This is a genomic window from Porifericola rhodea, from assembly GCF_030506305.1.
Taxonomy (GTDB): Bacteria; Bacteroidota; Bacteroidia; order Cytophagales; family Cyclobacteriaceae; genus Catalinimonas; species Catalinimonas rhodea.
The window spans coordinates 5,318,735-5,341,345 of the sequence record NZ_CP119421.1 but is presented as its reverse complement, the minus strand read 5'-3'; the positions used below and the strand labels follow the sequence as shown (position 1 = coordinate 5,341,345).

Below are 22,611 nucleotides of genomic sequence, written 5' to 3'. Positions count from 1 at the left end.
ATTAAATAACCACTTCTTTACTTTGACCTTTGCCTTCATGCGTTTTATAAGTAGAGCTGGAGCTATGCTTTGGCTATGTGCCTGCTTGCTATGTACGTCTTGCGCTTCTTATTACCAGTTGAACTATAAGTTCAACCGCTTTTTTGAAGAGGGCAATATGGAGAAAGCGGAGAAGGTGTTGGCTGGCAGTAAAAAAGCTCCTGAAGGCAAAGCTAAACTTCTATATTATTTAAACCGAGGGGTGGTTGCTTCTATGCAGGGGCAGTATACTGAGAGTAACGAATTTTTTGAAGAAGCATACCGATTAGGTGAAGACCTGAGAAATAATTACTGGAATACTGCTTCTTCTTTATTCATTAACCCAAATCTGACTTACTATACCGGAGAAGATCACGAACTGCTTCTTTTGCACTACTATAAAACACTGAATTTTCTGAAGATGGGCGACACTCAATCTGCATTGGTAGAATGCAGAAGGTTAAACATCAAACTACAAAAGTTAAGCGACAAATACAGATCAGCTGCATTGGGCAAAAAAGGTAAGTACAGCCGCGATGCTTTTGTGCATAACCTGATGGGAATTATCTACGATGCAGATAAGGATTACAACAATGCTTTTATCGCTTACCGTAATGCACTTGAAATTTATGAGCAGGACTATCAGGGTATGTTTGGTATAGCTGCTCCACTTCAACTCAAAAAAGATTTGTTAAGAACAGCGCATCTGATGGGTTTCGCAGAAGAGCAAAGGAGGTATGAAGAAAAGTTTGGCTTTACCTACAAAGCAGAAAAGCAGCAGGGTGGTGAACTGGTCTTTTTCTGGAACAACGGACTTGGCCCCGTAAAAGATGAATGGAGTATCAACTTTGCATTGGTTAGGGGCGAAGGGGGAGTAGTAAACTTTACCAACACAGAGCTAGGCCTTAATTTTCCTTTTCAGTTGGAAGACGAAGAGGATTATGAGAAGAAGAACCTCAATGATGTGGAGTTTATTCGTGTAGCTTTTCCTCGTTATCTGGAACGAAGAGAGGTGTTTTCAAAAGCAAATTTAAAAGTAGCCGGACAAAAGAGTATTGCTCTGGAGCAAGTAGAAGATATTAATGAAATTGCTTTTCGCTCGTTACAGCAGCGAATGCTTAAGGAGTTTGGAGTTTCACTGCTTAGAGTAGCCCTAAAAAAAGCTACTGAATACGCAATCCGCGAAGAGAACCAGGACTTAGGTGCCGTAGTAAGTCTGGTTAATGCTATTACAGAAAAAGCAGATACCAGAAACTGGCAGACGATACCACATAGTATCTATTATGCCAGAACTCCGCTTGATGAAGGTCTTCAAACTATTACACTGGAACTGGAAAGCAAGCATAGAAGTAGCCGTACGCATACTTTTGAGGTAGATATAAAGAAGGGTAAGACTACTTTTCAGACCTTTCACTCTCTGGATGCTGACTTACCACAGTCCGCTTACTACTATTAGCATCTGAGCCTAAGCAAGCAGGTCGTGTACAACCTCTCCGTGTACATCGGTCAGGCGAAATCTTCTACCCTGGTGTTTAAAAGTCAGCTTTTCGTGGTCTACTCCCATTAGGTACATTAAAGTAGCCTGAAAATCGTGTACATGAACCGGATTTTCCGCTATATTATATCCAAAATCGCAGGTGCTGCCATAAGATAAACCTTTTTTAACACCCCCTCCGGCCATCCATATGGTAAAGCAGCGAGGGTGATGGTCGCGACCATAATTATCCTCTGTTAATCTACCCTGTGAGTAGTTCGTACGCCCAAATTCACCACCCCAGATAACCAGACTATCTTCCAGTAAGCCACGTTGTTTCAGGTCCATGATTAAGGCAGCAGATGCCTGATCAGTACTTTTGCATTGAATTTTGATGTCATTAGGCAGGTTTCCGTGCTGATCCCACCCCTGATGGTAAAGCTGTACAAACTTAACGTCTCTCTCAATCAGCCTGCGAGCCAGTAGACAGTTGGCCGAATAAGTGCCTGGAATTCGGGACTCTGGTCCATACATATCGTAGATATAGTCTGGTTCTTTGGCAATATCCATCGTTTCCGGAACGGAGGTCTGCATTCTGTAAGCCATCTCGTACTGAGCAATACGTGAAGATATTTCAGGGTCTTTTACTTTTTCATATTGAATCTGATGAAGCTCTTTCAGGTAATCCAGCATGCGTCGGCGACTGTTCTTTTTAATACCCGGAGGATCATTGAGGTAGAGTACCGGATCTTTACCCGAGCGGAACTGTACTCCCTGGTGCAAAGAGGGTAGAAAACCACTACCCCAAAGTTTGGCATACAATGGCTGGTCGCCTTCTCGTCCGCGAGAAAGAAGTACACAAAAGGAAGGGAGGTTTTGGTTGTCGCTGCCCAGTCCCCAACTTACCCATGAACCTATAGAGGGGCGTCCATTTTGCTGCGAGCCTGTCTGAAAGAATGTAATTGCCGGGTCATGGTTAATGGCCTCAGTATACATAGATTTAACAAAACATAGTTCATCAGCAATACTAGCGGTATGAGGCATAAGTTCGCTTACCCAGGCTCCACTTTGCCCATGCTGTTTAAAATCAAATATAGAGCCTGCCATAGGAAAAGATTTCTGATGTGATGTCATCCCGGTCAGTCTTTGTCCACCTCGCACCGAATCTGGAAGCTCTTCTCCTTTCCGCTTGTTAAGTAATGGTTTATAGTCAAACAATTCCATTTGGGAGGGACCACCACTTTGAAAAAGGTAAATCACCCTTTTAGCTTTAGGGGCAAAATGTAATTGCTTTAGCAAACCATTATTGACACCCCCATCAGGTACGCTTGCTACTCCTTTAAGAGGATTAAGTAAAGAGGCTAAAGCCACACTACCTATACCAAGTGTAGACTTACTTAGAAACTCTCTTCTGGATACTATATCGTGCTGACAATAGTCGCTCATATTGCAAGTCTGTTAGGTTGTTTATCTTTTAAAAATGGCTTCATCATAGTTTACTAAGGTGCTGGCTACTATAGTCAGCGCTGCCAGTTTTGGTTTATCAAGTTCAGCATTAACAGGGTAGTCACCTACCTGTAGCAGACTATCGGCACTTTGAGGATCTGATTGAAAAACCTGATGTTCTTCTTCGTATAACTGTTTTAGCAAGCTGAGTTCTTGCTTGCCTGGCCGCCGACTTGTAAGTGCCTGAAAGCCATATGAGATCTGCGTTTCAGTAGCTGTTCCCCCTTCGGTGGCCATGCGCTCGGCTAAGATACGAGCCGCTTCTACATACTGAGGATCATTGAGTAGTACCAGCGCCTGTAGCGGCGTACTGGTCTTTTGCCTTTTTACCACACAAAGGTATTTTTCTGAAGCGTCAAAGCTGATCATAGAAGGAGGAGGAGAGCTACGCTTCCAGATGGTGTAAAGCCCGCGTCGGTACAGGTTCTGTCCACTATCTTGCTCATAAACGGTCGCATTTCTGGTGGCCAGCTCTTTCCATAAGCCGGGTGGTTGATAAGGTTTTACGCTGGGGCCGCCAATGCTATCTGCCATAAGTCCACTAGCTGCTAAAACATTATCTCTGATCATTTCGGCAGGCATACGGTAGCTGGGGCCACGTGCCAGCCATACATTTTCACTATCCTGTTCTAAAAGTTCCTGAACAGGAACCGATGACTGACGATAAGTAGCAGACATCACCATTTTTTTTAGTAGCGCTTTTACATCCCAGCCAGATTCTCTGAAGTCAACCGCTAGCCAATCCAATAACTCAGGATGCGTAGGTAACTCACCCTGATTGCCATAGTCATCAGAGGTGTTAACCAGACCTCTGCCAAATAGCATTTGCCAATACCGGTTCACTGCTACCCTGGCCGTAAGCGGATTGTCTTCATGAATGAGCCACTGGGCAAGCCCCAGCCTGTTTTTAGGTATATCTTCAGGAAAAGGCATAATTACCTCAGGCGTATTAGGTTGTACTTCTTGCGTAGGGGCATCATAAGCTCCACGGTTGAGCAGATAAGTTTTGCGTGGATGTCTGCGTTCCTGCATTACCATCACTTCTGGTTGCTCAGTAAGCAGCTCATTTTCCTTTTCACGTGCAGCGGTAAGCTCCTGTAGGTTGAGCTGGTATTCTTTGTTAAAAAGATGCAGATAATAATCAAAAAGTAGCTGTTCGTCCTTATCAGATAAAACAGACTTGAGGCTCGTTGAGTTATCGTAAAGCTTACGCACTTCTAATTCGCTCAAGCGAGAATCAAACACCATAAACTCATCTACTACTGCACCATCCAGCGTCTCCTCAAACCGCTTTCCTATCTGTAAATTTCCTGAACCTCCCCAGCCCTTTTTATATTTACCATAATAGATGATGCTTTGCTTCAAATTATCGCTCATTACTCGCAGCGCTAATTTTTGACCATTGGCATATACGTGAACTCCTTTTGCTTTACTGGAACCATCGTAAGTGATCACAAGGTGATGCCATTGATTTTTAGAAAGTGTAATGTCAGACTGTACTTCTATTCCGTTAGCAGGGTAGGTATGGTTAAGGCTCACAGAAATTTTTCCGTCAGCAAGAAGCATAAAGTCGTAGCCACGGTTACCATTGAACAAGCCACCGGAGCGTGAAAAAAGAGGGCCTTCCAGACTATCTTTGAGGGGCTTATACCATATGCTGATAGAAAAAGGCTGGTGACGGTCAAAGTAGCCAATCTGTTCACCCATGTCTACATAACTGTCTCCCATGAGCCTAAGCCCCTTTCCGAGGCGCCCCTCAGTAATTTCAGGTTCCTGACCTTTCTGCTTTACACGCATACTGGCAGGGTGGCGGTTATCTGCCAGATTGTTAAATTTCTCACCACTTAGCTTATCCAGTGGGTAGTGCCCAAGTGCTTTGCTGATCTTTACGGCCGTGTCTTTATGTAGGTCTTTCTTCCAATTCTTAAAATCCTGCTTGTAATTCTCAGGCGAAATCTTCTTTTCCAGCTCTTCTAGATTTTTTTCAATAAACTTGAGTTGAGCTTCAGCTTCTTCTGTAGTAAGAATAAGAGTAGGGCTGGCTTCGCCCATATATGGAATTTGACCGGCTTCATTTACATTGTTAAAAAAGGCAAACATCTCAAAATATTCTTTTTGAGAGATTGGGTCATACTTATGGTCGTGGCAGCGAGCACATTCCAGGGTGAGCCCCAGAAAGGCCTTGCCTAGTGTATTGGTACGGTCAGCTACATATTCTACCCGGTATTCTTCGTCTACTATACCCCCTTCCTGGCTTTGTAAGTGATTACGGTTGAAACCGGTAGCTAGCACCTGCTCCTTATCAGCATCGGGAAGCATATCACCAGCTAGCTGCCAGAGTATAAAATTATCATAGGGTAAGTTTTTGTTAAAGGCCTGAATGACCCAATCGCGCCAGGGCCACATATTGCGCATTCCATCATCTTGGTAACCGTGACTATCCGCATAACGGGCAACATCCAGCCACTCAGAAGCCATGCGTTCGCCATAGCGCTCAGAAGCTAGAAGCTGGTCTACCGCCTTTTCGTAGGCCTCAGAAGTGGTATCAGCTACAAAATTGTTGACTTCAGTTACTGTCGGGGGTAGGCCGCTTAGGTCAAAGCTAAGCCGACGCAAAAGGGTAGCTTTTTCAGCTTCTTCGGTTGGTGTCCATTGCTTTTCTTCAAGTTGAGCAAGCACAAAGTGGTCAATTTCATTTTTAGGCCAATTGGCATTCTGTACCTCTGGTAGGGCTGTTTTTGTAGGTGGGATAAACGACCAATGTGCTTCGTATTTGGCTCCTTCTTCTATCCATGCACGTATCAGCGCTACCTCTTGCTCACTAATGCTCAGATTAGATTCAGGGGGAGGCATTTTTAACTCAGGATCATCAGAAGTTATTCTAAGAAAAATCTCGCTATCGTCCGCATCACCAGGTACAATAGCAAAGTGACCCGGATTTTCTGCTAAAGCAGCGTATGCTCCTTCCGGGGTATCAAGTCTGAGGTCGGCTTCCCTTTTGTTGGCATCAGGCCCATGGCAGGCAAAACAACGGTCTGAGAGTATGGGCTTAATGTCGTAATTAAAGCTAATAGTTCGCTGCTCAAGAGTAGATTTATTCTGACAGCTATACAGACATAAAAGTGCCAAAAAAAATAAGCTGAGTAGTTTTAGATTCATTGTACAGTAGCTGAAAATTCAATAAGTAATATATTGAAATTTGGCCGTATAAGCTACTTTACTAAAAATTAAACATATGACAACTGACAGGTGAGCGTTTATAAAAATTATTCTCATACGTGGCACAGTTATGCACAAGGTGTAACTAAACCGATAAACGAATGTAATTTTACCACTAAGTATAAAATTAAGTGTTAGTGCTTAAATTTAAAGGTTGGTTGACCAGGATACGCAGGTAAATGGTCTATATGTCAAATAGAATTATTCTATGTATGAAGGTGCAGAATTCAATAATAAAATAATGTTATAAAGGATTATTTTAAGATGTTTCTGTTAACTATAAATATAGAATATTGTTTAAAAATTCATAATTAATTATTTATTTCAATAATAAAATAGCTTTTTTCGTGATAATTTTTGAAAAATTAGTATTTTGAAAGAAATAACTTTTACTATTAACCTAACCAAACATTATGAGGAAATTCTATTTGCATTCCTTAGCTTTGCTTGGGCTTGTGATGATTTTGATTGTGGGTAACACTCAAAAATCTCAAGCTCAATCTAAGAAGCGTTTACACACCAAGGTAGACCCTGCCTTATTAGAACTCACACAAAGTACTTCTTTAAGCCCTACACCTCTACAATTACCCACGGCACCCTCTTTACAATTGCCCTCTCCTGGTCCGGCTGCACGTACCCAAAAGACCATTAGTTCTGCTCAGACAGATCTACAGCCCTTTAGCAATAGTATCAAAACTTTGGTGCTGGATGGCTATGTAGCAATGGAGGCAATAGCTGTTGACGATGTCAATCAACTTCGCTCTGAAATGAAGCAGCTCGGTATCAAAAATGAATCTGTTTTTGGTGGCATGGTATCCGGCCTCTTACCTATTGAGCAGGTTGATAAACTTAGCGCTTTGAAACAACTTAAATTTGCTCGCCCTACTTACCTAAAAACTAATATTGGGGCTACAACCTCTCAGGGAGATCAGGTGATGTTTTCTGACGATGCCAAAAGCACCTTTAGAATTACCGGGGCTGGTAATAAAATTGGTGTGCTCTCTGATAGCTACAACACTTTGGGCGGTGCGGAAGCAGGTATTAAAAGTGGAGACTTACCCGGTACAGCAAATCCAAATGGGTATTTTCATCCTATACAGGTGTTAGAAGATCTATTGCCCGGAGAAGGAATAGACGAAGGGCGTGCGATGATGGAAATTATTCATGATGTGGCTCCGGGAGCAGAACTTGCTTTTCATACAGCTTTTCTGGGCCAGGCCAGTTTTGCTGAGGGTATTATGGAGCTTGCCGATGAGGGGGCTGATGTTATTGTAGATGATGTTTTCTATTTTGCGGAGCCTTTCTTCCAGGATGGAATTATAACTCAGGCAGTAGATTATGTAGCTTCCAAAAATGTGTCATACTTTTCTTCTGCTGGTAATTCGGGCCATGATTCTTACGAGGCTCCTTTTCGTCCTGTAGCCAATGAAATTGTACTTCCGGTAGAGTTTGAATCAGAAGAGGGCACTGTCATTGAACCATCCACTTATGTATTTCATGACTTTGACCCGGGGCCAGGTGAAGACATATTTCAGGAAATCTCTTTTGCTCCTGGTAGCAATAGTTTCACTATATCATTTCAATGGGATGAGCCTTTTGCCTCAGTTTGCGAAGCCTGCCCTGGCTCCCGCTCAGATCTGGATGTATTTATTGCACTGGAAGAGGATACCGAGACTATATTGTATAACTTATCCTCTTATTTCGGCAATATAGACAGTGATCCTTTTGAAATTGTCTCTGTTGGTTTTTCCAATGCTGAGCCTATCAGTTTATATCTTCTGATAGGGAAATATGTAGATGGCGAAGCAGGACAGGGTCCTGACCCTAACATCATCAAGTATATCAGTTTTGATGGAGGTACCATTGTGGACGATCCTACTTTTTCTTCTACTGTAGTGGGGCACTCTAATGGAGAATATACACAGTCCGTAGGTGCGTCATTCTTTTTCAGAAACCCTCTATACTTTCCCGAGATATATCCGCTTCCGGCAATCAATGACTATTCATCGTTGGGAGGTACGCCCATACTTTTTGATACCGAGGGCAATAGAATTGAGCCTCTTGTTCGGAACAATCCTGATTTTACTGGGCCAGATGCGGGTAATACTACCTTCTTCATACCAGGTTTATTTATTGGGTTTGAAGTTCCGGGTACTACTGAGCCAGATGAGTTTCCACAATTTACGGGCACTTCCGCTTCTGCTCCTCATGTGGCGGCGGTAGCTGCACTTATGAATGAAATGAACGGAGAGCGCCTGGATGCCATGCATATCAATAACGTGCTTATGGAGACTGCTACTGACCTGGATGATCCTGCTACTGCAGAGTTTGATGAAGGGTATGATTTTAAAACAGGAGCTGGTTTTGTAAATGCTAAAAAGGCTATTGCCACCGTGTCTTCCTTACCCACTGTAGTATCTCTTAAATTAGTAAATGCTTCTACTGATGAAGTGATTGGTGAGCTAGGAGATAGAATAGAACTATCCCAGATAGAAGGTGGTGCATTCAATATAGTAGCTGAAGTAATTGATGGTAGATCCAAAGCGGAAAGCGTCATGTTTGAGCTAAGCGGAGCCGATGATCTTATACAGGTTGAAAATAAAGAGCCTTTCGCTCTTTTTGGTGACCAGAATGGAGATTATAGAAAAGGGTCTTTAGGTATTGGTAAATATACACTCACTGCAACTCCATTTACTGAAGACTTGGCCGAAGGTGATAAAGGGTATGCCCTAACAGTATCTTTTGAAGTTACTCAATCTCCAGTAGCAAGTCTGGTATTAGTGAATACAGATACTGATGAAGAGGTGGCAGAACTTACTGATGGTGATGAAATAAACCTGAAGACCACACCTAACTTTAGCATTGTGGCTAAACCTGAGTTTGAAGACTTTATGGGTAGTATTGCCTTTTATCTCAATGGAGATTTGGTACAAAGCGAAAATGTGGCTCCTTATGCCATTGCTGGTGATAATAGGGGCGATATCAATCCTTTTGACTTAGAGCCCGGCCTATATACTCTGGAAGTAGTTCCTTACACTGAAGCTCTGCAAGAAGGAGATATGGGTACCAAGCTTGTAGTTAACTTTAGTGTAGTAGAGGTGCAGGAAGTGCTATCATTGGTACTTGTAAACAGCGATACAGATGAAGACCTTATCAGCATAGGTAATGGCCTGATCGTTCCTTTGGATATTTTTCCTAATGTAAATATTCGTGCCGATGTAAATGACAATGAGGTAGGTAGTGTAGAGTTTAGAGTAAATGGCGAAGTGTTTAGTGTTGATAATGAAGCACCATTTAGCTTAGGTGATGAGGTAAATGGCGATTACATGGCTTTAGACTTACCTCCGGGAGAGTATACAGTCACAGCAGTACCTTTTAGCATGGACAACGCATTAGGTACTATAGGGATTCCTCTAAGCAGAACCCTTATTCTTGAAAATAATTTTACTGTTACTGCTTTTCAATTGTGGGATGCCGCCAATGATGTAGCGATAGGTCCGCTGGAAAATGGAGCTACGCTGGATTTAGCTGAACTACCTCCGATTAATATAGAGGCAATGGTAGATGACCCTGAAGATGTAGGAAGTGTGGAGTTTCTGCTGAATGGAGAGCGAGTTGCCATTGAAAATTCAGCTCCATATGCTATAGGAGGCAATAGTGGAAACAATTATCGTCCTTTTGAGCTTGAAGTTGGTAGGTATGAGCTTACTGCTATTCCTTATAGTGCCAAAGGCTTGAAAGGGGTAAGCGGTGAAGCCAACACTATAGTATTTGAGGTGATCAACAGTATTGATGAGCAAGATACAGAAGTTCAAATACTTGCATATCCTAATCCGGTAGCTTATGATTTGAACCTGGAAATTAAGCACCCCACAGCCAGGATAAATTATTATGCTATTATAGATAACATTGGGCGTAAGCTCAGTGAGCAGGAAGTAGATAAGCTGGAAGTTGTTAACATAGATTTACGCAAACTGGATAGTCACCTTAGGAATGCAAAAATCTTCTATGTGAGAGTAACATCGGATCAGGGAGACATACAAACTTTCCCGATTCGCAGAAAGGTAGAGTAAATAGTTAATATATAGTCGAACACGAAAAATGGGTGCCTAGGTAGGTACCCTTTTTTTATGTTCGGACTGCAATGTATTTCATTTCACTTTTTTCAATGTACAGGAAATAGGTGCTTTAGTTCTTCTTCAGTAAACAGGCGGGAGCGTATAATAAACCGGATTCCCATTGGTATTTCTAAAGAAAAGCTGGAGCCTCTGCCCGGAGTAACATCTACTGTAAGCTGAGTATGTTTCCAGTACTCAAACTGGTCGCGAGAGATATAAAACTTGCAGCCATAAATGTCTCCCAGGTAGATGTCACTATCTCCAGTTTTAAACTCATCTGCTGGGTAGCACATGGGTGAAGAGCCATCGCAGCAGCCTCCACTTTGATGAAACATCAGTTCACCGTGTATGTCTCTAAGATCATCTATAATTTTACGGGCATCATCGCTTATAAGTACCCTGGGCACATATTGTTTTTGAGTTGCGGTAGTATCAGACATGATAATTTATTTAAAGTGATCAACAAACAATAAATCAAGCCCAACACTGAGCTTGATTTACTGCATTCGCTAAACGTTTATAATTAAACCTGCTAGAAAAAACCTTTAGGATTTTTATCATAAGAGACCAGCATGTTCTTATTCTGTCGGTAGTGGTTTAGCATCATCTTATGATTTTCTCTACCGATACCTGATTTTTTATAACCTCCGAAAGGTGCATGAGCCGGATAATCGTGATAGCAGTTGACCCAAACTCTACCTGCTTGTATCTGGCGTGCAGTCTGATAAGCTTCGTGCATATTGCGAGTCCAGACCCCAGCACCTAAACCATAAAGTGTTTCATTAGAGATGCTAATGGCTTCGGCCTGATCTTTAAAAGTAGTTACCGAGCAAACAGGCCCAAATATTTCTTCCTGAAAAACTCTCATCTTGTTATGGCCCTTAAACAAAGTGGGTTGAATATAATAGCCTCCGTTGTAGTCGCCACTCATTTTAAATGCATCGCCACCAGCGAGCACTTCTGCTCCTTCTTCTTTACCAATGTTCATGTATGAAAGGATTTTCTCGTACTGATCGTTTGAGGCCTGAGCACCCATCATGGTCTCAGTGTCCAGCGGATTGCCTACCTTAATATCTTTAGTGCGAGCTATCACACGCTCAATAAAAGCATCGTAGATAGACTCTTCTATCAGTATTCTGGACGGACAGGTACATACTTCACCCTGATTGAGGGCAAACATTACCGCACCTTCTATACATTTATCCAAAAACTCATCTTCTTCATCCATAACACTTTTAAAGAACACATTGGGTGACTTACCGCCTAACTCCAGAGTTACAGGTACAATGTTTTCAGATGCATATTGCATAATAAGTCGCCCAGTGGTGGTTTCTCCGGTAAAAGCTACCTTGTTTACACGAGGAGAGGAGGCCAGGGGCTTACCCGCTTCTGGACCAAATCCATTCACTACATTGAGTACTCCGGCAGGTACTACGTCTTGTATTAGCTCCATCATCACCATTATACTGGCAGGGGTTTGTTCAGCAGGTTTTACTACTGTGCAGTTGCCCGCTGCTAATGCTGGTGCAATTTTCCAAGCGGCCATCAGAAGAGGGAAGTTCCAGGGGATAATTTGCCCAACAACTCCCAGAGGCTCATTTATGTTGTACGATACAGTATTGGAGTCCAGCTCAGCAACAGAGCCTTCCTCTGCTCGTATTACTCCGGCAAAATAGCGGTAATGATCTATCGCCAGCGGTAGGTCTGCTGCTAACGTTTCGCGTATTGCTTTTCCATTATCCCAGGTGTCTGCTGCAGCCAGCAACTCCAGATTGTCTTCCATAATGTCAGCAATCTTTAACAGCACACGACTTCTCTCAGTAGCAGAGGCATTATTCCAGTAGTCTTTTGCTTCATGAGCCGCGTCTAGTGCTAATTCTACGTCTTCTTTGGTAGAGCGAGCAATTTTTGTAAAAGGCTTGCCATCTACCGGAGAGATGTTTTCAAAGTAGTTTCCCTTTACTGGCGGCACGAATTTTCCTCCAATAAAATTATCATACATCTCTTTAAAAGCAGGTTTCTCATGTATCATTTTTATAAAATTTTAGGTTGTAAATACTAATTCAATAATGTGCATTTACATTTCTAATTAATATTGATAAACTATCAAAAAGTAGCTAATTTGTATCAAGCCGTATTAATGAAGAAGTTATGTGTGATCAGCTGCTGGAAAAGATTAAACCTGAACAGATTATTGAAAACCGTAAGGTATATAGTGGTGAGTACGCAGAACTCTGTCTTTATGAAACATACCAGAAAGCAGAGCTAATCAGTTATGGGCATTTGGATAACCCGGTACTGCTTTTTATGCTCAGCGGTAAAAAAGTAATACATGAGGATGAGAAAGAAGTAGAACATACTTTTGAGTTTTGCCCCGGAGAGTCTTTGGTTATGGCACCTCATGAATTGGTTCAGATAGACTTTCCCGATGCCTGTCCTGAAACACCCACTCGTTGCCTGACCTTAGAGATAGGTCATCAGCTTATTCGTGATACACTAGGGCAGCTACAGGAGGAGTTAAATAATGAACTATCCAGTGAGCTTTACCTGGACGAAAGCTTACAGTGTGAGAGTGTAGCGGATAGCCGCATCAATGATGCTATATTAAGAGTATGCAGCTATTACACCCAGCCAATGGATCATGCAGCTCGCAAATTGCTAATTCAGCATACATTACAGGAGTTAATACTGCTGATGATGCAGACTAAAGCTCGTCATATTCTAATGCACAAGAAGGGAGGGGCCATGCCCCGTCTGCAACTAGTGGTAGACTATATTATGGAGCATATACAGGACGACCTTAGTGTAGAAGAGCTCGCTGCCAGAGCATGCATGAGTAAACCTACCTTTCATCGTTACTTTAAAAAAGTGCTGGGCGTATCCCCGGTAGATTTTGTCAATAAAAAGCGAATGCAGATTGCCAGGCAGTTATTGTTATCAGAGCAAAAGGCAGTAAGTGATGTGTGTTATGCAGTAGGCTATAACAGCACTTCTCATTTTATTCGTTCTTTCAAAAATTATTATGGCTGTACGCCTAAGCAGTACCAAAAGTCTCATTTTTAGAAAACAACTGGCGCCTTTCCGTGCTTTGGTCTTTATATTAGCATAACACTAACCAACCAAAGTACAGCAATGTCTCAGGAAGCAAATAGCGATACCGATATACTGATTATAGGAGCGGGCCTTGCCGGGCTAAGTGCCGCTACATACCTCAAACGTTATGGCTATAGAGTAAAAATATTAGAAGCGGAAGGCAGAGTAGGAGGAAGAGTAAAAACTGATAAGCATGAAGGTTTTCTGCTAGACCGTGGGTTTCAGGTGTTTCTGACTGCCTACCCCGAAGCTAAAGCCTTGCTGGATTACGATGCTCTTGAGCTGAAAACTTTTTTACCGGGTGCCTTAGTCTACAAACACCAGCAATCCTTTGAGATTGGAGACCCTCTCCGTGAACCTTCAATAGCTTTTAAAACACTTTTTTCTAAAGTAGGTACTTTGGGAGATAAACTCAAGGTGCTATCACTGGCTCAAAAGCTCCGTAAAATGAGCGTAGAGGAAATATTTATGCAGCCCGAAAAAAGTACGCTGGCAGCAATACAGGAATATGGATTTAGTGAGCGAATGCTCAGGCATTTCTTTCAGCCTTTTATGGCAGGTATTTTTCTGGAAGATGGTTTAACAACCTCTCGTCGGGAGTTTGACTTTGTTTTCAAGATGTTTACCGAGGGAGAAGCAGCAATACCTGCTCATGGCATGGAGGAGATTCCCAGTCAGTTGGCAGAAAAGATAGGAGAGGAGCATATACTATGTAATCGTAAAGTCAGCAGCATTAGTGGCTCAGAAGTGACTACCGAGACTGGTGAAACATATTCTGCGAGAGTGATTTTACTGGCTACTGACCCTCTGGGTTACGTAAAGAAGTATCTGGAGCAGGATAAACGCAATACTCAATACCATAGTACCACCAATCTTTATTTTAGTGCAGATACATCCCCCATCAAGAAGCCGGTTTTAGCGTTAAATGCTGCTGGAGATAAATTGGTAAACAATGTTTGTGTGATGAGTCAGGCGTCTGCACATTATGCTCCTGAAGGTAAACACTTGATTTCAGCTTCTATTAACGGCTATCAGAAAGCAAGTGACGAAGAACTGATACTCAATGTAAAAGATGAGCTTTCTGAGTGGTTTGGAAAACAGACCGATAGCTGGGAGCATCTTCGTACCTATCGCATCAACTACGCACTTCCTAATCAGGATAGTGTTGCCCATGAGGCTATCGCCGAGCAGGTAAAACTGAAAGAAGGCTTGTATGCAGCCGGAGATTATTTGCTCAATGGCTCGCTTAACGCGGCTATGCGGTCTGGGCGTATAGCTGCAGATGTAATTCGCGAAGATTTATTATCTGCCCACTAGATGTCATGAGGGAGCGAATAGCTTCCTTTTTTTTTGAAGATAGCGTAATAGCCAGCATAATGGGTTTATAACTAGTTTTAATCATTTTAGCTTGATTACTAAAGCTATGATTGGGCCTGAAAACCTCATTAGCTTAAAATTAATGGTGAAGCTAATTATGTGCACTTGATTTAAGGCTTAGTAAATCCTTATCTTTAGCGTAGCAATATATAGCCTGATTTTCTTACCATAATAATTTTACGATGAGCAACTCCGGTGCACCCTCAGCAGTACAGCCCAATGCTACAGGCATCTCAGATGAAATCATATTTAAAAAAGAACTGCTTGACTATGTGTCTGGCTTTCAGGTACTCAGCCCGGAAGAGATAGATCTGATTATGGATAATACCCTGGTAAAAAGCTTTAAAAAGGGAGCTTACTTGCTGGAAGAAGGGCAGGTAGCTGATAAGTGCTACTTTGTGCTGAAGGGCTGTGTGCGCGAGTTCTACCTAATTGACGGTGAAGAGAAGTCTACCGCTTTTTATACCGAAGGCCAGGCTGTAAACTCTTTTAGCAGCTACACCAATCAACAGCCTTCACGTCATTACCTGATATGTGCAGAAGACTGTGTGCTCACCGTAGGTAATCAGCAAATAGAAAAAGAGATGTGCCAAAGAATTCCTCGGCTGGAATCTATCATCCGGCAGGAAGTAGAAAGAAATACAGGCAAAGCCCAGGACGACTTTGCCCGCTTTATGGTGTCATCTCCCGAACAAAGGTATTTGCAAATGCTGGAAGATCGTCCTGAACTATTGCAACGCATACCTCAGCATCAGTTGGCAAGCTATATAGGCATTACAGCTGAATCCTTGAGCAGAATTAGAAAAAGGTTACATAAGCAGACCTAGCACCTAATTGTTCAGGCACTAAGCTTTAAAACAATGTTTCCTCTTTTGTGGCCGCTGTCTATATACTCATGCGCCTCTACAATCTGGTTAATCTCATATGCTCGGTCAATATAGACCTTCAACTGCTGCTGGCGAATCATTTCCAGTAATTCAATTATAAGTTTCTTTAACTCATGAACCGGGCTGAGACCGGTAGCGGTAAATTTGGCACTTTTTCCATTACCAGCTTTAGTAGTTAGGCTATAGTAAAGCAATTTCATATTGAGAACCGGAGAAACATATCTACCATTAGGCTTTAGTATAGCTTTACACTGAGCGTATGAGCTTTTGCCTACTGTATCGTAGACTACATCATACTGCTGCTTCTGGCTAGTAAAATCTGTCTCCTGATAGTTTATAACCCGGTCTGCTCCAAGCTCAATAATTTCGTTTAAATTTCTTCTACTACAGACTCCGGTTACTTCAGCTCCCATATGTTTGGCAATTTGGATAGCGGCCATGCCCAAACTGCCCGACGCACCATTTATTAAAATGTGTTGCCCAGCCTTAAGTTCTGCCAGATTTTTTAGAAAGTTAAGCGAAGTAACGGGCCCATCACACATTAAAGCTCCTTCTTCATAACTGAGAAAACTAGGTAAAGAGAGTACTACTCCATTTTCTGGTACACAAACATATTCTGCATGAGCGCCAAAGTTAGTTGTAGTTTCTCCAAACACATGACTGCCTACTTCAAACTGACTTACATTTTTGCCAACTGCTACAACTGTACCGGCAAATCCGGTACCGGTAATAGGCCTCCGAGGACGCTTAAAACCTAAAAAAAGACGTGCATAGCGTGGGCTACCTTGTCTCATCATGGCATCGGCGGTGGTAATACTGGCGGCATGCACTTTAACTAATATTTCGTGGGCTTTAGGTAAAGGGCATTCTACACTACGTACATCCAGTACAGAAGGTGACCCGTATTGTGTGCAATAAACTGCTCTCATAATAAATTGTGTTTATAGTTTCAGAATTAAAGTATATACACAAAGCTAGAAGGTAGGTCTTGGCAGCGCATTGACTTAAGTTAAGAAAGAAGGAGATAGATGTTTTTGTAAGCAGATGAGCTAGAGACTGACTTAAATCTTGTAGAGCATTGAGGTATTGTATTATCTGTTAACAAATCGCTGTGAACCAACCTAAGGCAGCATACTGCATCTTTTGTTGTATATATTTTTACACTAATAGGGTTATCAGATGATGCTTATTACAGGGGCTATCGGAAAGTTAGGTAGCATTATATTACAACTATTGCATAGACAGGGCGAGCAACTGCGTTTTGGAACGAGATAAAGCCAAAGCTCCTAAACTAGAGGGGTAGATGAGGTGGAGGGTGATGATGAAAATACAGCCTCTGTGGATAAGGCATTTGAAGGTATAGAAAAAGCATTAATTGTTTCGCTTTACAGTATGAGCGAACTGGCAGGCATGCTCTCGCGATTAAGTGGTAAAAAAATACATTTGAAAAAGAAGATTATGAGTCTGGCTTAGCCTGGAGAAAGAAATTTAACCTGGTAGATTGGACGCTGGAAGCCCGGATGAATTCAGATGTAAGTAAAGGAAGGGGCGAAAATGCTATTAACAGTCTGATTGTGGAGCATTTGCTAGGCATAAAGCCATTAACTCTGGAAAAGTACTATCAGCAAAACTCAGAGATACTAAAAAAATCTGTAGGCTGGAAAAAAGAAAGGTCGCTCAACGCAGCGACCTTTAAGTATTGCTTAATCTTCCAGAGGTAAAATTTCTACTTTACGGAAGTCTACCGGATGGCTTTCGCTCTGCAAAGAAATATAGCCCTCTTTTAATAATTGACCTTCAATTTTCAGGCTTTCATCATGGCCGCTTACTGTGCCGCCACCCATTTGAGGCTGCTGGTAACTTAGTACAGTGTCGCCATTTACCAAATGGTGAATAACTGAGTCAGCCAGTACTACTACTTCAGCAGTTACCCACTGGTCGCCGGGGTAGGTTTTAGAGTTAGAGCTAATGCAATGATCAGTAACCAGCTCTCCATCCATTACTACATTGGTACCAGGTGTACAAAGGTTGCAAGTCGTGCGCTCACCCTCCTCAGGGCCGCCTAACAACTGTACTTCAATAGAAATAGGGAAATCCTGATCTTTACCCATGCTTTCTGGAGACTGCCCATGTACCATAATACCACTATTGCGCCAGGCCCAGCCTTCGCCATTAGGAGCCTGTTCACCTACAAAGCGGTACTCTACTCTGAATTTATAACTGGAGTAGGGCTTTTCGTAAAAGATGTGACCGTACTGCTGCGCAAAATCATCGTACTGATCGTAACGAACTTTCATCAGGCCATCTTCTACACGAAAAGTATTGCCAAAGTTTTCGTCTAATTCGTATCCTCTGATTTTTACACGCCAGCCACTAAGGTCTTTGCCGTTAAAAAGTTGTATCCACTCTTCTTCCTGTACCTGATCTTCAGTAGTGCTGCTTTCTGAGGTAGTACTGTTTTCCTTGCTGCCTTGCTCGGCAGGACTACAGGCATACAAAAAGAATAAGCTGCTTAGTAATATCGCTAGGCTTTTCATGAGTATAAATCTGTTTTGTTTAGATGTATTAGCCAAAAGAAATGTCATGCCCGGTTGTAGCATGACATCATCATTAAAATTTGTTTATATCAGTAGACTTAAGCTTTCAGATACTTAGTCCATAGGGTGGTAGTCTACTACAAAAGCATCTTCCAGCACGTTTAATGAACCTAAAAGCTCACCAAATTTCTTATGCTCAGGGTGAGGGAGATATACATCACGAGCTTCAGCATCTTCAAAAGTAAGCGTATAAACATGAGTAAAACCCTGGTCTTTACCTTCAGGACTATTGTTTATTCCATATTCAAAAGAAGTGATTCCGGGTATTTTGTTTTGTAGATCACGGAAGGCATCTGTCACTTTTTTGATGTCTGCTTTAGAAGCACCTTCTTTGTACTTAAAAACCACCACGTGGCGGAGAGATTCTTCTTGTTGTTGCATATTGATTACAAATGAGCTGGCAGAAATAGCCAGAATAATTGAAAGGGTAATAGCAATTTTTTTCATAAGGTTTGTAGCGTTAGGTTTAAGCAGTAAGCAATTTATTACTTTTTGCTGATAATGCTAAAAGCCTTTGGGCAGTAATCAGAAAAAGTGTAAGTGCTACCCACGAAAGTAAGGCGAAGACTACCTTTACAGTTTCAAAAAAATTATCTTGTGAGAAGCATGCAACAGCTGACTCAAGAAGATTTTCGCCCACTATTTCGTCGCTACCTGAAGCCCGGCTGGCAGCTGGCGTTAATTGTTCTATTGTTGCTCAGCAGCCTGAGAGTGTAGTTGGTTATAGAAGCTAATATACAGACAAGCTATCAGTGGCTGAGTTATTATTTTCTCTTCTTAGTAAGTATACCACTAATATTACTTAAATCCTCAGGTAGAAGAAAGGTCGGTCTTAAGAAAGTGGATAGCTGGAAAGGAATGCTCATAGGCTTTCTATATGGGTTTATCATATGTGGCCTGCTATATGGGTTGATGTTTTACTGGTATGGACATACTCTTAGCAATGCATTAGTATATATTTCCCACAGCTATCAGGGGCTGCCAGCGGGTATGGACACTCAGACGCGCTTTACTTTTTTTATCATTTTCTCAATAAGCAGCATGTTGTTTAGTCCAATTGGAGAGGAGTTTTTCTATCGTGGTTTCATCCATGAAAACTTTGCGTTAAACTCTGGGGCAACAGCTGCCAGTGTTTTAGATAGCCTTGCCTTTAGCCTGGTACACCTCGCACACTTTGGGTTTGTATACCATCAGGGGGAATGGTCATTTTTGCCATTGCCCGCAATAGTCTGGGCTGTGGCTTTATTTGTGAGCTGTTTACTCTTCTACAAAGCAAGAGTACAAAGTGGCTCTATTTGGGGAGCTGTGCTGGCTCATGCTGCATTTAACCTGAGCATGAATTACTTCATTTTCTATCGGATTCTTGGATGAAAGAAAATAGCAGAACTGTATCAACCATGCTCTTTTCCCTGGTACTTCCACATCGGTAGCGTGTCACCAGCTTTTTGGAATCCACACTTTTGGTAGAAGTTGACTGAAGCACGATCTGCAGTAAGCATTTGCATGTGTAAATGAGCATATTTCTCCTCCATACGCTGCATAATCATTTTGCCTATACCTTTGCCCTGAAAGTCAGGGTGAACTAAAAGATGAGGAAAGTACACCACTAAGTGCCCATCAGAAATGGCGTTTCCCAGCCCTAGTAACCGCTTACCTTCCCAGGCAGTAATGAGGCTATGAGAGTGCGTTAAAGCCTGGTATAGTGCTTCTGGCTTATCCGCCGCACTCCATTGGTTTGCTCGGTAAAGTTCTAACACTTTTTCTCTATCAGGGTTACGATCTTCGGAAAGCTGTACTGCCATAAGTTTTTTTATGGTAAATGTACTAGTTTTGGCACTATAAGTTTAGCGAGTACAAATACATTTAACTGAATCATTAACTCTTATAGCTATGAGCAATTCGCAGCCCAGAAAAAAAGTATTTTTAGACCATGATGGTGGGGTAGACGACCTGCTGGCCCTACTGCTGGTATTAACTATGGAAGAAGTAGACCTGATAGGAGTTAGCGTAACTCCTGCTGACTGCTATGCCGATTCTGCTGCTGAATCGTCTCGTAAGTTTATAGACCTGATGATGCCCAGGCCGGTAGGGGTAGCTATCAGCCAGGCAAGAGGTATGAACCCTTTTCCTGATGTATGGAGAGCACAGCCGCAAATTATCAATGCTTTTCCCCAGCTCTTGAATATGAAGAGCGTACACTCACCATTAAGTGAGTTGGAAGCCAGTGACTTTATCATCTCTCAGTTGATGCAATGCGAAGAGCCGGTGTCTTACCTGATGACAGGACCCTGTACCACTTTTGTAAACGCATTACGAAAAGAACCTGCCATAAAAGATAAAATTAGTGAAATAGTGTGGATGGCCGGAGCTGTAGACGTGCACGGTAATGTGCGAACCTATACTCACAATGGCTCCGCAGAGTGGAATGTATACTGGGATCCCGCCGGAGCGCAATGGCTTATAGAACAGAACCTACCACTAACCATAGTACCTCTGGACGCTACTAACCACGTACCAGTTACCTTTGACTTTCTGGAGCAAATGGCTTCTCAGCATGAGTATGATGTGTCTTATATGGCTTCATTCTGCTGGGCTATTACTGTAAACACTATCCCCGGGTATGACTATCTGTATCATATGTGGGATGTACTGGCAGCAGCGGTAGTTACCAGAAAAGATATTTTTACGGTAGAAAAGATGGAGCTGGAGATTGCTCAGAAGCTACCTAACCAGGGTGAAACTATTGCCAAACCCGGATCAGGAAGCTGGGTAAATGTAGTTACGGACGCCAGCAAAGATGAGTTTTATAACTACCTATTGGCACAATCACGTAAAAATTTCGTCAGGAAGTAGTAGCTGGCAGCATCTGAAAAAGTTCTCTGATGTCCTCATCAGTTACTTTTCTGCCGTATTCGCTTATTTCAAATGCTTCCGCACGTTTAATTTCTTTAGCCTTGGCCTCTCCATACCAGCGTGCCAGGGCTTTTTTTACCTCTTCATTTGGGGTGCTGGGCCACTGTTCTTTTAGCCATTCCAGACGTTCTGACTCTCCTTTTGGCACCTCTTTGGTTTTGCCTTCTATCCACGGTAGCCAATCGTAAAACTGTGAACTGTGTGCATCCAGAGCTTTAATTTTTTGCTCAAAAACGTCATCAATATTTACCGCAATATCTGGACGGAAGGGGTAAGGTTTCTGAAAATGATCCTGAAAATATAAAAAGAGCGGATTTTTACGGAGAGGGGCAACCCCGGGAGCTATATTTGGTACCATTACCATATAGGCTGCATCTTGCACCAACTGGCTGGTATATCGGTGGTCGGGGTGGTAGTCATTAGGGCGGTGTGTGATCACAATATCTGCACGCCAGCTTCTAATGCGACGGATAATACGGCTACGGTTGTGCAGGCTGGGCTCTAGCTGTCCGTCTCGGTTATCCATAATCTCATAAGAGACATTAAGTATCTGAGAGGCAGCTACACTTTCTTTACTTCTACAGTCTACCAGTTCTGTGCCTTGCATTTCGTGGTGGCCGGCATCACCGTTGGTAACAGAAATAAATTTAACATGATGGCCGAGAGCCGTAAAAAGTGCCGCAGTGCCTCCTCCATATACTTCACAGTCGTCAGGGTGAGCGCCAATAAAAAGAATATTCATTTGATTAGTAGGTTGTTGAGTTGTAAAGATTAAATATATAAATAAACATAAATGATTAATGGGTGCAAACGCTAAAGCAGCTTTTCCTAAAATTATTATGCTTCTGAATCATTCTTTTCTTGCTGTGAAATTAGTTTTATAGTATCTCCCTGTTTTATTTTTCCGCTTTTTAGAATGCGTGCCGTAATCCCACCATGGCCCCGCATAGCATTGTAGCCACCTTCTCCCAGGTTTTGTTCCATACGCGAACACGGGTGGCACAGTCCAGTCATTTCCAGTACAGCCTCACCCACCTGAAACTGCTGGTCTTTTAGCGCTAACAGGTTAATTCCACTCACCATAATATTTCTTCTGAGCAGCCCAGGGTCCAGTACTTCTTTACCTAAAAATGAGGCCACAGATTTTAGATGTTCTTCATTGATAAAGGTGACTTGCCGTTTGCCATTGGCCCCCCCACCATAATGATCACCCTCCAGACCGTGCTCAGTATTGGCATATACTTCTTCCATTTCTTCTGGCTTGCTGCCTCTTTCTGCTCTTATGCTTATCCATTGTACCTTACCTACCTGTGGCAGGGTATTTATTAAGTCTTTTATAGTGACACCTTCTTTTCTCATATTGAGTATCATTTAGTCTCTAAAATTCTGAATACCTAAGCGAGCTTTGT

General features: G+C 42.3%; 19 protein-coding genes. 9 read left to right on the top strand and 10 right to left on the bottom strand.

The genetic code is table 11. The features are described 5' to 3' along the window. Positions 1-37 precede the first annotated feature (37 nt). The gene (locus tag PZB74_RS21965; protein WP_302239538.1) at positions 38-1,474 is read left to right on the top strand and encodes a COG3014 family protein; all 1,437 of its coding nucleotides are present in this window, start codon (positions 38-40) and stop codon (positions 1,472-1,474) included. Positions 1,475-1,483: 9 nt separating this feature from the next. Here the strand turns inward: PZB74_RS21965 and PZB74_RS21960 are convergent, their stop codons facing one another. Together PZB74_RS21960 and PZB74_RS21955 are read right to left on the bottom strand one after the other, a co-directional pair. Continuing rightward, entirely contained in the window at positions 1,484-2,938 is a 1,455-nt protein-coding gene (locus PZB74_RS21960; protein WP_302239537.1) for a DUF1501 domain-containing protein, read from the bottom strand. Between the two features lie 21 nt (positions 2,939-2,959). Next, positions 2,960-6,157 (bottom strand): DUF1553 domain-containing protein, encoded by a 3,198-nt coding sequence (locus PZB74_RS21955; RefSeq protein ID WP_302239536.1) that lies wholly within the window; start codon positions 6,155-6,157, stop codon positions 2,960-2,962. A gap of 473 nt (positions 6,158-6,630) precedes the next feature. On the opposite strand from PZB74_RS21955, the gene PZB74_RS21950 reads away from it, so the two are divergent. Beyond that, positions 6,631-10,290, top strand: coding sequence for a S8 family serine peptidase (locus tag PZB74_RS21950; RefSeq protein ID WP_302239535.1), 3,660 nt, complete (start codon positions 6,631-6,633; stop codon positions 10,288-10,290). Positions 10,291-10,382: 92 nt separating this feature from the next. Here PZB74_RS21950 and PZB74_RS21945 read toward each other — a convergent pair whose 3' ends face one another. After that, positions 10,383-10,775, bottom strand: coding sequence for a DUF779 domain-containing protein (locus PZB74_RS21945; protein WP_302239534.1), 393 nt, complete (start codon positions 10,773-10,775; stop codon positions 10,383-10,385). A 92-nt stretch (positions 10,776-10,867) separates the two neighbouring features. Further along, on the bottom strand, positions 10,868-12,367 hold the full coding sequence (exaC, locus tag PZB74_RS21940; protein WP_302239532.1) for an acetaldehyde dehydrogenase ExaC: 1,500 nt from the start codon (positions 12,365-12,367) through the stop codon (positions 10,868-10,870). Positions 12,368-12,486: 119 nt separating this feature from the next. Between exaC and PZB74_RS21935 the strand changes: the two genes are divergently transcribed. From PZB74_RS21935 to PZB74_RS21925, 3 genes are all read left to right on the top strand, one after another. Then, positions 12,487-13,398: an AraC family transcriptional regulator gene (locus tag PZB74_RS21935; protein ID WP_302239530.1), complete on the top strand. Its 912-nt coding sequence runs from the start codon at positions 12,487-12,489 to the stop codon at positions 13,396-13,398. A gap of 69 nt (positions 13,399-13,467) precedes the next feature. Beyond that, positions 13,468-14,745 carry an NAD(P)/FAD-dependent oxidoreductase gene (locus tag PZB74_RS21930; protein WP_302239528.1) on the top strand — a complete coding sequence of 426 codons (1,278 nt, stop codon included), beginning with the start codon at positions 13,468-13,470 and terminating at the stop codon, positions 14,743-14,745. A 242-nt stretch (positions 14,746-14,987) separates the two neighbouring features. After that, the gene (locus tag PZB74_RS21925; protein ID WP_302239526.1) at positions 14,988-15,632 is read left to right on the top strand and encodes a Crp/Fnr family transcriptional regulator; all 645 of its coding nucleotides are present in this window, start codon (positions 14,988-14,990) and stop codon (positions 15,630-15,632) included. Positions 15,633-15,643: 11 nt separating this feature from the next. Here PZB74_RS21925 and PZB74_RS21920 read toward each other — a convergent pair whose 3' ends face one another. Continuing rightward, a complete protein-coding gene (locus tag PZB74_RS21920) occupies positions 15,644-16,621 on the bottom strand; it encodes an NAD(P)-dependent alcohol dehydrogenase (protein WP_302239524.1) in 978 nt (325 codons plus the stop codon). A gap of 409 nt (positions 16,622-17,030) precedes the next feature. Between PZB74_RS21920 and PZB74_RS21915 the strand changes: the two genes are divergently transcribed. Together PZB74_RS21915 and PZB74_RS21910 are read left to right on the top strand one after the other, a co-directional pair. Continuing rightward, entirely contained in the window at positions 17,031-17,165 is a 135-nt protein-coding gene (locus tag PZB74_RS21915) for a hypothetical protein (protein WP_302239523.1), read from the top strand. Positions 17,166-17,212: 47 nt separating this feature from the next. Continuing rightward, complete coding sequence (locus tag PZB74_RS21910; RefSeq protein ID WP_302239521.1) at positions 17,213-17,413, top strand: hypothetical protein; 201 nt, start codon at positions 17,213-17,215, stop codon at positions 17,411-17,413. Here PZB74_RS21910 and PZB74_RS21905 read toward each other — a convergent pair. Further along, positions 17,396-18,229 (bottom strand): 3-keto-disaccharide hydrolase, encoded by an 834-nt coding sequence (locus PZB74_RS21905; protein ID WP_302239519.1) that lies wholly within the window; start codon positions 18,227-18,229, stop codon positions 17,396-17,398. The genes PZB74_RS21910 and PZB74_RS21905 overlap by 18 nt on opposite strands. 114 nt (positions 18,230-18,343) lie before the next feature. Next, positions 18,344-18,736: a Dabb family protein gene (locus tag PZB74_RS21900; RefSeq protein ID WP_302239518.1), complete on the bottom strand. Its 393-nt coding sequence runs from the start codon at positions 18,734-18,736 to the stop codon at positions 18,344-18,346. Between the two features lie 393 nt (positions 18,737-19,129). On the opposite strand from PZB74_RS21900, the gene PZB74_RS21895 reads away from it, so the two are divergent. After that, positions 19,130-19,660, top strand: a complete 531-nt coding sequence (locus PZB74_RS21895) for a CPBP family intramembrane glutamic endopeptidase (protein WP_302239516.1) — start codon at positions 19,130-19,132, stop codon at positions 19,658-19,660. Between the two features lie 20 nt (positions 19,661-19,680). Here PZB74_RS21895 and PZB74_RS21890 read toward each other — a convergent pair whose 3' ends face one another. Next, positions 19,681-20,091, bottom strand: a complete 411-nt coding sequence (locus tag PZB74_RS21890) for a GNAT family N-acetyltransferase (RefSeq protein WP_302239514.1) — start codon at positions 20,089-20,091, stop codon at positions 19,681-19,683. 88 nt (positions 20,092-20,179) lie between these two features. Here PZB74_RS21890 and PZB74_RS21885 point away from each other — a divergent pair, with 88 nt between their 5' ends. Then, positions 20,180-21,142 carry a nucleoside hydrolase gene (locus PZB74_RS21885; protein WP_302239511.1) on the top strand — a complete coding sequence of 321 codons (963 nt, stop codon included), beginning with the start codon at positions 20,180-20,182 and terminating at the stop codon, positions 21,140-21,142. Here the strand turns inward: PZB74_RS21885 and PZB74_RS21880 are convergent. Next, positions 21,132-21,944, bottom strand: coding sequence for a PIG-L deacetylase family protein (locus PZB74_RS21880; RefSeq protein WP_302239508.1), 813 nt, complete (start codon positions 21,942-21,944; stop codon positions 21,132-21,134). The genes PZB74_RS21885 and PZB74_RS21880 overlap by 11 nt on opposite strands. Before the next feature lie 95 nt (positions 21,945-22,039). Then, positions 22,040-22,561 (bottom strand): MOSC domain-containing protein, encoded by a 522-nt coding sequence (locus tag PZB74_RS21875; protein WP_302239506.1) that lies wholly within the window; start codon positions 22,559-22,561, stop codon positions 22,040-22,042. Positions 22,562-22,611 lie beyond the last annotated feature (50 nt).

Excerpts from the sequence above, each read along its gene's own strand:
- PZB74_RS21965 (WP_302239538.1), top strand. The coding sequence starts at position 38 with ATGCGTTTTATAAGTAGAGCTGGAGCTATGCTTTGGCTATGTGCCTGC.
- PZB74_RS21960 (WP_302239537.1), bottom strand. The coding sequence starts at position 2,938 with ATGAGCGACTATTGTCAGCACGATATAGTATCCAGAAGAGAGTTTCTA.
- PZB74_RS21955 (WP_302239536.1), bottom strand. The coding sequence starts at position 6,157 with ATGAATCTAAAACTACTCAGCTTATTTTTTTTGGCACTTTTATGTCTG.
- PZB74_RS21950 (WP_302239535.1), top strand. The coding sequence starts at position 6,631 with ATGAGGAAATTCTATTTGCATTCCTTAGCTTTGCTTGGGCTTGTGATG.
- PZB74_RS21945 (WP_302239534.1), bottom strand. The coding sequence starts at position 10,775 with ATGTCTGATACTACCGCAACTCAAAAACAATATGTGCCCAGGGTACTT.
- exaC (WP_302239532.1), bottom strand. The coding sequence starts at position 12,367 with ATGATACATGAGAAACCTGCTTTTAAAGAGATGTATGATAATTTTATT.
- PZB74_RS21935 (WP_302239530.1), top strand. The coding sequence starts at position 12,487 with ATGTGTGATCAGCTGCTGGAAAAGATTAAACCTGAACAGATTATTGAA.
- PZB74_RS21930 (WP_302239528.1), top strand. The coding sequence starts at position 13,468 with ATGTCTCAGGAAGCAAATAGCGATACCGATATACTGATTATAGGAGCG.
- PZB74_RS21925 (WP_302239526.1), top strand. The coding sequence starts at position 14,988 with ATGAGCAACTCCGGTGCACCCTCAGCAGTACAGCCCAATGCTACAGGC.
- PZB74_RS21920 (WP_302239524.1), bottom strand. The coding sequence starts at position 16,621 with ATGAGAGCAGTTTATTGCACACAATACGGGTCACCTTCTGTACTGGAT.
- PZB74_RS21910 (WP_302239521.1), top strand. The coding sequence starts at position 17,213 with ATGAATTCAGATGTAAGTAAAGGAAGGGGCGAAAATGCTATTAACAGT.
- PZB74_RS21905 (WP_302239519.1), bottom strand. The coding sequence starts at position 18,229 with ATGAAAAGCCTAGCGATATTACTAAGCAGCTTATTCTTTTTGTATGCC.
- PZB74_RS21900 (WP_302239518.1), bottom strand. The coding sequence starts at position 18,736 with ATGAAAAAAATTGCTATTACCCTTTCAATTATTCTGGCTATTTCTGCC.
- PZB74_RS21890 (WP_302239514.1), bottom strand. The coding sequence starts at position 20,091 with ATGGCAGTACAGCTTTCCGAAGATCGTAACCCTGATAGAGAAAAAGTG.
- PZB74_RS21885 (WP_302239511.1), top strand. The coding sequence starts at position 20,180 with ATGAGCAATTCGCAGCCCAGAAAAAAAGTATTTTTAGACCATGATGGT.
- PZB74_RS21880 (WP_302239508.1), bottom strand. The coding sequence starts at position 21,944 with ATGAATATTCTTTTTATTGGCGCTCACCCTGACGACTGTGAAGTATAT.
- PZB74_RS21875 (WP_302239506.1), bottom strand. The coding sequence starts at position 22,561 with ATGAGAAAAGAAGGTGTCACTATAAAAGACTTAATAAATACCCTGCCA.